This is a genomic window from Shewanella algidipiscicola (assembly GCF_003605125.1).
GTDB lineage: Bacteria > Pseudomonadota > Gammaproteobacteria > Enterobacterales > Shewanellaceae > Shewanella > Shewanella algidipiscicola.
Map to the genome: position 1 here is coordinate 15,725 of NZ_QPQT01000021.1, position 12,051 is coordinate 27,775.

The window sequence follows — 12,051 nt, forward strand, 5'->3', positions numbered from 1 at the left end:
CTAGTATCCTGCTAAATTCTATTTAGCTAAAATGAGGCTCTCTGTATTTAATCAGAGAGCCTTTTTGCATTATAAGCCAAAGACGATTTTTTCACTCTTGAGTGAGCGCTCCATGCCAAACATGAGAGCCAGGGTGATAGCTAAGGTCGTAGCACTCGACAGTAGCAGCTGCATTTGCGGTATCTCTTTGCCTTTAATAAAGGCGATAAGCGCCTGCATCTGTCCCGACACGGGTAGCCACTGCAAGGTGTCTGGCGCTATGTTGTAACTGGCCGCCATCGACAGCATCATGGGCACGATGAGCACTATCGTTAGATAAGACTGAGCCTCTTTAAATGACTTTGCCATAAATGACACAAACAATTGTAATGAGGCGGCCATAAGCGCGATAGGTAAGCCGATAACTAGCATTAACCCAATAAAGTCAGGGGTGATATTGACGCTAAAGCCCAGCTCTTGCCAAGGCACAAAGCCGTAAGCAATTTTAGAGATGATTAAGGTCAATATTAATCCCAGCATGGCAAAAATGGTGACCGCGGTGACTTTGGCTAACACTATGTCACGGGTCGACACCGGATGACTCAGCAGCAACGCCAGTGAGTTGCGTTCGCGCTCTCCGGCACTGGTGTCGATGGCTAGGTTCATGCCCGAAATAAATACAGCATAGACCATCATAAATATCGCAATGCCTAAGATCATGCCACCTTTTGAATCGCTGGTGGCTTGATCTTCTATCGTGACCTTAATTGGCTGCACCACTTTAGGGTCAATCCCGCGGGCAATCAGGCGTAGACTCCCCATTTCGGCGCTGTATTGTTGCAGGCTTTTTTCGATGCGCCGAATAGATGATTGCAACTTTTCGTTGGAATTATCGGCAATAAGGGTTAATTCGGCCGCGCGGCTTTTGGCCATGTTGCTGGCGTAATCTTGACTAATTATCAGCTCTATCTCTTTGCGATCGGCTTTATCGCCTTGGCTGATATCGTCACTGGCAAGAAACTTAACCAGATCGGGGGCGCGTTCGCCATGGGTGATCGTAATGTTAAGCGCTTCGGGGCTAGTGATCTGGCCTATTAGCAGCATAAACATGCCGCACATCATCAGCGGTGCGCCGATGGCATAATAGAGGCCGGCCATGACCGAGCGTTTATCGCGGGCGGCGTCGATCAGCTCTTTTCGAACCATAGCAATAATGGTATTGATCATGCTGCAATCCCCTCGTCGGTGCCGATTAGTTCGATAAAGGCATCTTCTAATGATGCCTTGCCTGTTTGTTGGCACAGCTGTTCTGGACTGCCAATGGCAACTACCTTGCCTTGCGCCATCACTATCACCCTGTCGCACAGGGCCGCGACCTCTTGCATCACGTGGCTAGAAAACAATACGCAGTGGCCGGCCGCTTTCAGGTCTTTCAGCAGATCGCGCAGCACTCGCGTGCTCATCACATCTAGGCCTCGGGTAGGCTCATCGAGAATGATGTTGGTGGGTTCGTGCACTATGGCCTGCGCTAAGGCGGTTTTCATTCGTTGTCCCTGAGAAAAGCCTTTGCATTTACGGTCGGCAATATCATCCATATGTAACTTGTTGAGCACGCTGGCCGCCGCTGCTTTAGCCTGTGCACGCGGTAACCCGTTGAGCTCGGCAAAATAGCTCACGTATTCTCTGGGGGTTAGGCGTTCATACAAGCCAAAGGGATCGGGAAATAACCCCAGTTGCTGCTTGGCTTCAACCGGAAATTTAGCCACATCGATACCGTCAATTTCGGCGGTGCCGTTATCGGGTTTGAGTAAACCAAATACTGTGCGTAAACAGGTGGTTTTACCCGCACCATTGGGGCCGAGCAGTCCGGTTATCTGGCCATCGAGCGCCTCAAAACTCAGGTCATTAAGCGCCTGTACATCACCAATACGCTTAGATAGATTAGCGACTTTAATCATGATTCACTCCTTGTGCCTCGGTATGGGATGTCGATGAAAGGGCTTGTTTGGCTGCAGGGAGCGCTTCGACAGTGTTCGCGTTGAGGTAAAAATTACGCCTAACATCTTTGCTTAGGCAATCATCAGATAAACCATCAAGGCTGTTGTTGCTGACCAGTTGGGCGATGAGATCGTTGCCACAGGATTGATAGGCCACTCCATGGGTGGCATAGGGGGCAATAAAATGTTTGGCATTACTCAGTTGCGCCATCGCCATCTCACCCCAACTCGGAGGCGTGGCGGGATCTAACTGTCCCGATAACACTAAGGTGGGGATGTTGCTGGTAATCGGGGCCGAAAACTCGGCATCAACCGCGGGTACGTTCCAAATTGGGCAGGAGAGATCGAAGGCATCGACCATTTCGCGAGTGAAGTAGTTTTGTTCGGCTTGCTGACGCTCGACTTGGCTAAAGCGCTGCCAATCTTCACCACACACTACAGATGAGTGCATGCCAGCAGCAATGCCTGTGCTGTCTATCGTCAGAGCATATAAGCCCATAATGGCTTGGAAGTTATCTTGCGCGGCTTGATGAATAGCGTGGGGCAGTAGCGCTCTGATATTAGGGGTGTACATGGCCATACGCAGTGCCCCCATAAACTTAGCGCGGGTCATCACTAGTGTGAGTGGCTCGTTGGTTAACGGGTCGCGAACTTGGCTACTCACTGGGGCTTGGGCGAGACGAGTATTCACCTGCTGCAAGTCTTGTTCAAGGTCGGCAAACTGCCCATGGCATAAGGCATTACTGCTGCAGTCATCGAGCAGTAAGCCGATGGCTCTGTCTATCGCATCACCAATATGCAACACACTTTGCTGCATCGGCACTACGCCGTCTAATGTGACTGTGGCCAAGACTTGCGGGTAATGACGCATGTACAGTTGCGCCATACGCGTACCGTATGAAATGCCATAGACATGGAGTTTGTCGTAACCTAAGTGGGCTCGAACTGCTTCGAAATCTTTTAACGCGATTTCGCTGCCATATTGGCTGACATCGGCATCGAGTCCGTCGAGGCACTTTTGAGTTTCGCTCGCAATATCTAAATCATCCTCGTTGAGTGATAACGCTCCTTCAAAGCCTTCGCCCTCGCATTGTAATAGGTTGGACTGCCCTGTACCTCTTTGGTCTATCAGCAGAATATCGCGCTGCTGGCGGACTTTACTTAACATGCGATCGAACGTCGGCGCGTTTTCAATTGCCGATTGCCCTGGGCCGCCGGCAATGGCGAGCAAGGCTTCTTTAGTAAAGCTCGGTTTTATTGCTGGCAGTACCGCGTAATGAATGTTGAGCTGCCGACCTTCGGGGTGAGCGTAATTTTCAGGCACTGTGACAAAGCCGCAGCGCAGCCTATCTGGCAGACCGTCGACATAACAAGTGTCGTTGGTGGGGGCGGTATCTGTCTCGGCGTGGCCGGCAAGAGAAAATAGCATGGCAGCCAGCGGCAGTAGCAGCCAGAGCGCTAACTGAGTCTGACGTTCCTTATCGCTTGCCGTGTGCATAATGTTGGCTTGTGGCATGATATTCATCCCTTGAATGCGCATATTGCGACAATGTTAATTCAGTTTTTTATCAATGGGTTAATAAGCTGTTAAGAGGCTAATGCGAGAACGATATTATGTCAACAGATGGATAAGTTGTCGCGACTAGCACTCTGCATGAAGTCGACACAAAGGATTTTATTAATAGGTGGTCTGATGAGTTGGGGTTTTCTCTTTAATTTACTGTAACCAAAGATAAATATAATAACTTTAGTCGCTGATTCCTACGTCATGCCACGCGGTTTTGTGCGCCAATTAACAGTGTTGGAGCAAAAGCTCTTATTTTTTAGGCAAGGTTAAAGTAAAATGCGCTAAAAGAGGTACACCTGTACGCTAAAAAGGTTATAAAACTTATGTCGCTCGAGCAATATCATCCAATACGCCTGATCCAGGAGCAGAGCCTTAAACGGGGCGATGCCATTGCGCTTGAGGGCTATGGTAGTGCAGCACCTTGGCATCAGATCAGCTGGTCTGCATTTGATAATATCAGTGATGCTATCGCTAAGGCGCTGATCCGTTTCGATTTAGCGTTACAAGATAGAGTCGTTATCTTGTCACAAAACTCTCCACAATGGGCCTGCGCCGATGTCGGGGCCTTAAAAGCCAAAACGGTTGTGGTGCCTATATATCCCACTAGCACCATAGATCAGGCGGCTTACATCATAGATGATGCGCAGGCAAAGCTGATTTTTGTGGGCGATGCGGCGCAATACCTGATGGCTTGCGAGCTCACCAAGCGCTGCGCCACGCTGACTCAGATTGTGGTATTTGATTCAGATGTGACCCTGATTGACCAAGCACACTATCATTTCGACAGCTTGCTCAATCCTATGGTGGATCCCGCGATTGAAGCCGAGTTGTTGCAGCGACTGAGCCAGACCTCTCTTGATGATCTGTTAACCCTTATCTATACCTCTGGCACCACGGGTGACCCTAAAGGGGTGATGCTCGATTATCGCAATATCGCCTCGGTTATCCGCCAACATGACGCCATCTTACCTTTTACTCCTGGGGATGTGTCACTGGCATTTTTACCATTGAGTCATGTATTTGAACGCGGCTGGAGCTTCTACGTGTTGTGCCGTGGCGGTCACAACGTTTACCTGCAAAACCCCATGATGGTCAAAGAGGCCATTGCCGATGTGAAGCCCCATACCCTGTGTGTGGTGCCGCGTTTCCTCGAAAAAGTCTATAGCGCAGTACAAGACAAAGTGGCGAAAGCTCCAGCGGCAAGGCAAAAACTGTTTGCGTGGGCGATGTCAGTCGGTGAGCGTCAGTTTGAAGTCAGCCAAGGGCGCGCTAAAGGCTCGATGTGGTTAGGTTTACAGCATAAACTGGCGCAAAAATTAGTGTTTAGCAAGTTGCAGCAAGTACTGGGTGGGCGCTTAAAGTTTATGCCTTGTGGGGGCGCAGCGCTCGACAAAACGGTAACGAGCTTTTTCCATGCTATTGATATTCCTGTTTTATGTGGCTATGGCATGACAGAAACCACGGCAACCGTTACCTGTAATACCTTAGCTAATCGCTTGGCGGGCTCTAACGGTAAGGTGCTGCCTGAAGTGGAGATCAAGTTAGGTAAAGATGATGAGATCTTAGTTCGCGGCGATACTGTGATGCGTGGCTATTACAATCGCCCGCAAGAGACTGAAGCCAGTTTTGAAGATGGTTGGTTAAAAACCGGAGATGCAGGTTATATCGACGAGCAAGGTAATCTGTTTATTACCGATCGCATTAAAGAGTTGATGAAAACCTCAAATGGTAAATATATTGCGCCGCAACGTGTCGAAGGCAAGGTGGGTTGTTGTCCTTATATCGAACAGGTGGCCATTATTGCCGATGCTAAAAACTATGTGACCGCCTTAATTGTGCCGGCATTTGCCTCGCTCGAAGCTTGGGCCAAAGACAAAGGGCTGCATTATGAGTCGCCTATTGAGCTGTTGCGTCATAGTCATGTGATTGAGCATTTTGAACAACGCTTAAAGCATTTGCAGGTTGAGTTGGCAGGGTTTGAGCAGATCAAAAAGTTTACTCTGTTACCCGAGGCATTTTCTATGGAAGCAGGGCTTATCACCCCCACCATGAAACTACGCCGTAAGATGATTTATCATAAATACTCCACCGAAATTAATGCCATGTACGGTAAATAATCACTGCTCACAATAGGCGCGATCAACACTTTATTGTGTCTTGATTGCGAGAGACCAATCACCAACTCAAAAAAGTTGGTGATTTTTTTTGCTTATCGTCATGTGTTAAACATCTGTCGCTGCTGCTTATCAGGGTTTAGGTATATAATCGCCGGCTTTCTTGCCTCACATGGGGCGCGTTGTTGGAAGTATTTATCTATGTCGGGTGTATTGCCTAAAAAGTTTCGTTATGACATTAACGGGCTGAGAGCTTGGGCTGTTGTTGCAGTCATTCTATTTCATTTCGGTGTGCCAGGTTTTGCTGGTGGATTTGCGGGAGTCGATATCTTTTTTGTGATTTCGGGACTCCTAATGACACAGATTATTGTGACCGGTTTAGAAAGTAATAGCTTCTCGTTTGGCCGTTTTATGTTCGCGAGAGCTAAACGAATCTTCCCTACGTTAGCCGCATTATGTTTAGTGTTATTGGTTTTTGGTTGGTTCTGGTTACCCACACTCGATTATCAAAAATTGGGTACCCATATTGTTGGTGCTGCATTATTTATCTCTAATCATAAGTTTTATAGTGAAGCTGGTTATTTCGATGCGGCTTCCTATGAAAAATGGTTGCTACACAGCTGGTCATTGTCGGTTGAGTGGCAGTTTTATCTGTTATTGCCGCTGGTATTGATGTTGGCCTGGCGTTGGCGTGGTAAACAGGCTGTATTATTCTCTCTGCTGGCCATTGCTTTCGTTTCCTTCGTGTTATCTGTGTATGCCGTTGAGACTAACCCTAGTGCGGCATTCTATCTGTTGCCCTTTAGGGCATGGGAGATGGTATCGGGTGGGCTTGTTTGGTGGGTGATGAGGCATCAAAGGCTGAGTCAGACGGCCAGTAAAGTCATCGAGTTGTGCGGGTTTGGGTTAATATTAACGGCTATTTTTGGTTTTAATGGCGCAACGCCCTGGCCGGGTGGGTATGCTTTAGTGCCTGTGCTTGGTGCTATATTGGTGCTCGCAGCTAACCGTCAAGTTTCTCCTCTAACGGCAAATCCACTGCTTGCCCGTGTGGGATTGATCTCTTATTCACTCTATTTATGGCACTGGCCTATCGTTGTGTTTCTTGCCTATGCGGGTGAGCAAAGCAATCCTATCTGGATCGTTGCCGGCATCTTGCTTACGTTGATATTGGGTGAGTTATCGTATCGGTTTATCGAGATGCGTTGCAGCAATTGGCTGGGCCAATTTAGCCTTAAAAAGGCGGCATGGGTATTATTTGGCATGCTGTTATTCGTTGAGTTATCGGCGGTGGCCACGCGGCATATGGATATTGAGGGGCGATTACCTCAGGTCGTAGAGCAAGCTAGCCAAGAGTCGTTTGACCGTCACCCGAGATTGGAGGAGTGCCTTTTAAGTTCTGAACGAAATGTTACAGATCCAAGCTGTATACATGGTAATGGAGAGGTACAAGCTGTGGTTGTGGGTGATAGCCATGCTAATGCGGTGATATCGAGTGTGGCGTTAGCCGCGGCCGATAAAGGTAGCGTGGTGGAGATGACCTATAATGGTTGCTCCACCGTAATCGGTGCTAAGAGCCGCGTTCATGCTTCTCAGTGTGAGCAGTTTAATCAACACGTGCTTGATACTTTATCGACGCCAAGTGAGATACCCGTTATTTTAATCTCTCGGTTAACGGGTAGCGTTTTTGGCTATAACGAACCGCATGCTTTTCATAACACACCAGTGATCTACTTTGGCGAAAACACGGAGCAAACTCGTGACGATGTTTATCGAGATTTTGTGATAAAGCAGACAGAGACTGTGTGTCAATTAAGCCAATATCGGCCCGTTTACCTAGTGCGTCCCTTCCCTGAGATGGATGTTGATGTGCCCAAGGTTCGCGCTCGACATTTAATGTTTGCTAAGTCAGAGCGAGATATTTTTATTACCGAGCAAGCCTATATGCGGCGCCACGCCCCTATTTGGCAAGCGCAGGACCAAGCGGCGGTCGCTTGCGGTGCTAAGGTGCTTAATCCATTGCCTTATCTTTGCTCCAATGGGCAATGTATGGGGACTAAGGATGGGCATTCGCTTTATTATGATTCTAATCATATAAGTGAATACGGTAATAAGTTACTGACCCCGATGTTTAAACCCTTATTTCAATAATAAGGTCAATTCATCGCCCCTAGTTGGAATACACATGGGCTAGAATGAGATTAAGCGCATTATATCTATTTGATGTCATGCGCTTTTCACATTGTGGCCATTGGCTGGTAAGGTATGCGCTATCTATGATGACATAATAAGGATATTTTTGTGGCTGAGACATTTTTTAGCGCAACCCTCAACCCACGTTTCAATGAAACCGATGGTTTGGGGCATATCAACAATACTGTGATCCCCATTTGGTTTGAGGTGGGGCGTGAGCCTATTTTTAGCTTGTTTAATCCTAGCTTGAATCTTGAAGAGTGGAACTTGATTGTGGCGGGCTTCACCATAGCGTATACCTTGCCTACCTTCTTCGGTCAGCCTGTTGAGGTAAAAACATGGGTGAGCCGTATTGGTAACAGTAGTTTTGAGGTGACACAGCAGTGCTGGCAGGCGGGGAAAATGACCGCTGAAGCTCAAACCACCTTGGTGCATTATGATTATGGTGCTAATCAGAGCGTGCCGATCCCCGACATGGTTAAGCAGGCCTTAGCGCAGCGCAGCGGAGATTAAGCGATTTTAATCGCCGTTGCGATCAACGAGTGTGCTGGGGGATGTGGTCACGACGGCAATGTATCATCAGTAGGTTAGCGCAAGAATTTTTGTACATACCAGCAACTGGCACTGATGGTGAGCTGTTGTGCCTTGGCCCATTTTAGCCCATGGCGCACTAAACGTTCGGCTAGTCCTCGCCCTCTCAACGCGTCGGGTACGTAAGTACGATTAAAATCAATATGCTCGTCCTCAATCTGGTATTCAAGCAGTGCTTGCTGGTCATCGATTAAAATCACAAATCTCTGTTTGTCGGCCTGATGTAAAATGGTTGACTGGCTCATGTGTATTCCCTTGATATCTTGGCTCTGCTGACGTTAGCACGTTTAGTGCTGTGATGCCTGCGTTGTGCTTATCAATCTGTGTCATGGGAGCCTTGGTTGTATTTATCGATCGGGCTATGTAATCTGAACTTGGGATAGCCAAGGTATCTCTAATCGCCGTTATAAATTTTAAGTTTTTGTATTAAAAATAAATACATAGTTTCTGTGCGTGAGTTCGTCTCGTTAGTCGCATCAAGGATAAATGTGAGATGTCATCACTGTGCTGCGGCTACTTTATCTAAGGTTATGCTATCTCTTACCATGGTGCTGGTTCATTAAGCAGGCGCCTGAGAGCAACATCTCATCAATGGAAAGTGATATGGCGTTGGATGTTGACGAGGTGCAATTGATTCATCGATGGTTAATTGGGGGCATTATGTTGCGTTGCTTAACGACGCTCGGTTTGGTTTTGATCGGATGGAGTCTCTCGGCATCGGAGGTTGAGGAGGCTGTGCGCAGGGTTGTCGAGGCGAAGGTGAGTGGCGATGTGACGAGTGCGATTGTACTCACGGATGCGAACTTGATCACCTTAGGTATTGTCGACTTTGATCCTAATGCATTTATCGATGTAGGGGCGATTGGCGATATTAATGTCGGTGATGCCGATTCTTTGCGTCGGCGCAGTCAGTTACGCAACTATTCTTTGCCCTGGGAAAGTCAGCCCCGTGAGCTCGATCGCGACTGGCTGGTATCGAGTGCTGTGCAGTTCTCCTATGTTCATTCCAATGACAATATCATAGGTATTGATGATCCGTCGTTGATCAGCCCAATAGAAGATACTATTTATCTGTTAGCGGCTGAGTATCGCTGGCGCTATCATCTCTCGCCTCGTTGGCAGGTGGTTTTTGGCGCTGGTGGGCAGCTGTTGTGGCTAGAAAATAACTTAGAATATCGCGACCCTATCTTGGCTTCGCAGCGGGCGCTGCTAGATGGCATCATAGTGAATACTCGTTATGGTGCGGTGATGGTCGATCCCAATGTTGAATTTACCTATACCAGTGAGCTGTTTGGCCACAAATGGGAATTTATCAGCGCGTTTCGTTATGCCTATGGCCGCACAGTGTTGACCGATAATGGTGCGCAGTCTGTTTCACCCGAGGTGAGTCGCTTTAGCAATACACTGATATTTCATTACGGGCTACCCAGCGTATGGTCTCGACGTAATGAGTTAATTTTACAGGTTAAGCGAGTCGATTTAAGTGGTGATGTGGTCGACCCGATGGGGACGCGTTATTACTATGAGTTGGGGGCTGGCTGGATAATCGAAACTCCTTCATTGGCCGCTTGGATAGAGAATATTGGCCTAGGCATTACACTCAACATTAACAGTGGCTTAAGTGGTGGTGGTTTGGTATTGCTGTTTAACGAGCCGTTATAAAGTTTGCATATCGATTATCGGGTCATGCTTGATGGCTAACAATGGGCCTGTATTGTGGCCAATGTTATTAGCCTGACTCATTATCGTTCCTGTCACCTTGTGCTAACTCATACTGTTGGCCTCACACTGACCAAATTGGATGAGCATCAACGGCTCATTTAATCCCGGGGCACCTAATTCAACATCGTGACCAAGGCGCCTGTGGTTATGTTATGCGTCTTGTTGGTGCTCACGCAACACAGCAAGTAACTCAGGGGCTCGCTTAACTTGAGCTCGGCTTTAGTTTGTGAAAATGAAACTAACGTTGCGACCGAGGCGCCTGTGGTTATGTTATGCGTCTTGTTGGTGCTCACGCAACACGGCAAGTAACTCAGGGGCTCGCTTAACTTGAGCTCGGCTTTAGTTTGTGAAAATGAAACGAACGTTGCGACCGAGGCGCCTGTGGTTATGTTATGCGTCTTGTTGGTGCTCATGCAATACAGCAAGTAACTCAGGGGCTCGCTTAACTTGAGCTCGGCTTTAGTTTGTGAAAATGAAACTAACGTTGCGACCGAGGCGCCTGTGGTTATGTTATGCGTCTTGTTGATGTTCATGCAATACAGCAAGTAACTCAGGGGTTAGCTCGGCTTTAGTTTGACTATGAAAATTAAACATCACAGCGACTGAAGATCCCGTAGTCGTAATCGCTTGTTGTTGCTCGCTGTAAATATGGTAATGCATGGTAAACCTATCGCTTTGTATATCGCTAATGCTCACACCAACATGCAAGGTGTCGGGAAAGGTCACCGGCCGCTTATAGCGTGCGCTATTGTCGCTGATCACAGGTCCAACACCCGATTTATACATCTCATCGAGCGGGAAAAAGCGATTAAAAAAGTTGATTCGAGCGATTTCGAAATAGCGGAAATAAACCACATTATTAACGTGTTGCAGTGCATCCATCTCTCCCCAGGCGACATTGATTTGGCTGCGAATGGGGTACCGCTTGATAAATTGTTCCACTTGGCTTACTTCCTGTTGCTGTTATTGGGACTCAAATTAAAACGCATGTTTAATTGAGCATAACAGTATGTTTCGTCAGCAACAAGGGGGGATGAATGGATCAAAAAAGGCATCGTTAACGATGCCTTTTGCTGGGTAAAATCACTGTTTAGTCTTGCAGTTTTAGCTCGGAAAAGCTGGTGATTTGTGGGTATTCACCAGTGCGCTGGGTAGTGTCGCGTACCATCTGTACCGTGCGCAGCCCCGCTTGTTCGGCGGCTTTTAACTCCTCTAACAAATCAGAGATAAACAGCACTTGCTTGGGTTTTAAGCTGATGGTGTTGATGATATTGCTATAGGCCTGCTTAAAGAGCTTATGGCCTGTACGAGTGTCGAAATGGCCATTGAAATATTCGGTCAAATCGCCGCCATCACTATGACTAAAAAGCAATTTTTGTGCATCTACCGAGGCAGAGGAGAAGCTGTAAACGCGCAGGTTTTCGGCTTTAAATTGCTTAATGGCATCGATAAAGTCAGGAAATATATGGCCCTTAAACTCGCCTTTATCGTAACCCTGTTTCCAGATTAAGCCTTGCAGGGTTTTGAGCGGCGTTGCTTTACGGTCTTCATCTATCCATTGCTGTAAAATTTCGACGACACGATCCAGAGATGCTTCTGGTTCTAGGGCGATATCTTTTACATCGCTAATGCAGTTATCAACTAACACATTGTTTTGATTTTCTTTAATAAAATCGGGAAGCGCCTTCGCAGAATAAGAGAAAAGGATGTCTTTAATAAAGTTAAGATCGGTTGTTGTACCCGCGGTATCTACAACTATGGCTCTAATACCCATAATGTTGGCTTACTCCACATTGCATTAAAATTAATCGCCTCAATAGCTACCCCGATCCTAAGCTGATTTCCCCAATTTGGCTAGCTTATTTGGCCAGCGCTGCGAGTCCAAGAG

The 12,051-nt window shown here is 47.4% G+C and carries 10 protein-coding genes; 4 read left to right on the forward strand and 6 right to left on the reverse strand.

All coding sequences use genetic code 11. The features are described 5' to 3' along the window. Positions 1–69 precede the first annotated feature (69 nt). The 3 genes from DVO77_RS18045 to DVO77_RS18055 are packed head-to-tail and all read right to left on the reverse strand — an operon-like array spanning position 70 to position 3,492. Positions 70–1,203: an ABC transporter permease gene (locus DVO77_RS18045; protein ID WP_119979319.1), complete on the reverse strand. Its 1,134-nt coding sequence runs from the start codon at positions 1,201–1,203 to the stop codon at positions 70–72. Continuing rightward, the gene (locus DVO77_RS18050) at positions 1,203–1,937 is read right to left on the reverse strand and encodes an ABC transporter ATP-binding protein (protein ID WP_110456862.1); all 735 of its coding nucleotides are present in this window, start codon (positions 1,935–1,937) and stop codon (positions 1,203–1,205) included. Before DVO77_RS18050 ends, DVO77_RS18045 begins: the two co-directional genes overlap by 1 nt. Next, positions 1,930–3,492 carry an alpha/beta hydrolase gene (locus DVO77_RS18055; RefSeq protein WP_373317400.1) on the reverse strand — a complete coding sequence of 521 codons (1,563 nt, stop codon included), beginning with the start codon at positions 3,490–3,492 and terminating at the stop codon, positions 1,930–1,932. The genes DVO77_RS18050 and DVO77_RS18055 overlap by 8 nt, the downstream gene beginning before the upstream one ends. A 374-nt stretch (positions 3,493–3,866) precedes the next feature. On the opposite strand from DVO77_RS18055, the gene DVO77_RS18060 reads away from it, so the two are divergent. The 3 genes from DVO77_RS18060 (at position 3,867) to DVO77_RS18070 (ending at position 8,363) form a co-directional block, all read left to right on the forward strand. Next, positions 3,867–5,660 carry an AMP-dependent synthetase/ligase gene (locus DVO77_RS18060; RefSeq protein ID WP_119979278.1) on the forward strand — a complete coding sequence of 598 codons (1,794 nt, stop codon included), beginning with the start codon at positions 3,867–3,869 and terminating at the stop codon, positions 5,658–5,660. 198 nt (positions 5,661–5,858) lie between these two features. After that, positions 5,859–7,808, forward strand: a complete 1,950-nt coding sequence (locus DVO77_RS18065) for an acyltransferase family protein (RefSeq protein WP_119979279.1) — start codon at positions 5,859–5,861, stop codon at positions 7,806–7,808. A 150-nt stretch (positions 7,809–7,958) separates the two neighbouring features. Then, a complete protein-coding gene (locus DVO77_RS18070; protein ID WP_110456858.1) occupies positions 7,959–8,363 on the forward strand; it encodes an acyl-CoA thioesterase in 405 nt (134 codons plus the stop codon). A 74-nt stretch (positions 8,364–8,437) separates the two neighbouring features. On the opposite strand, the gene DVO77_RS18075 is transcribed toward DVO77_RS18070, so the two are convergent. Then, positions 8,438–8,686 (reverse strand): GNAT family N-acetyltransferase, encoded by a 249-nt coding sequence (locus DVO77_RS18075; protein ID WP_110456857.1) that lies wholly within the window; start codon positions 8,684–8,686, stop codon positions 8,438–8,440. A 358-nt stretch (positions 8,687–9,044) separates the two neighbouring features. Between DVO77_RS18075 and DVO77_RS18080 the strand changes: the two genes are divergently transcribed. After that, the gene (locus DVO77_RS18080) at positions 9,045–10,103 is read left to right on the forward strand and encodes a Solitary outer membrane autotransporter beta-barrel domain (protein WP_249038211.1); all 1,059 of its coding nucleotides are present in this window, start codon (positions 9,045–9,047) and stop codon (positions 10,101–10,103) included. Positions 10,104–10,673: 570 nt separating this feature from the next. Here the strand turns inward: DVO77_RS18080 and DVO77_RS18090 are convergent. Next, a complete protein-coding gene (locus DVO77_RS18090) occupies positions 10,674–11,105 on the reverse strand; it encodes an acyl-CoA thioesterase (RefSeq protein WP_119979281.1) in 432 nt (143 codons plus the stop codon). Between the two features lie 148 nt (positions 11,106–11,253). Beyond that, positions 11,254–11,937 carry an acireductone synthase gene (gene mtnC / locus DVO77_RS18095; RefSeq protein ID WP_110456855.1) on the reverse strand — a complete coding sequence of 228 codons (684 nt, stop codon included), beginning with the start codon at positions 11,935–11,937 and terminating at the stop codon, positions 11,254–11,256. Positions 11,938–12,051 lie beyond the last annotated feature (114 nt).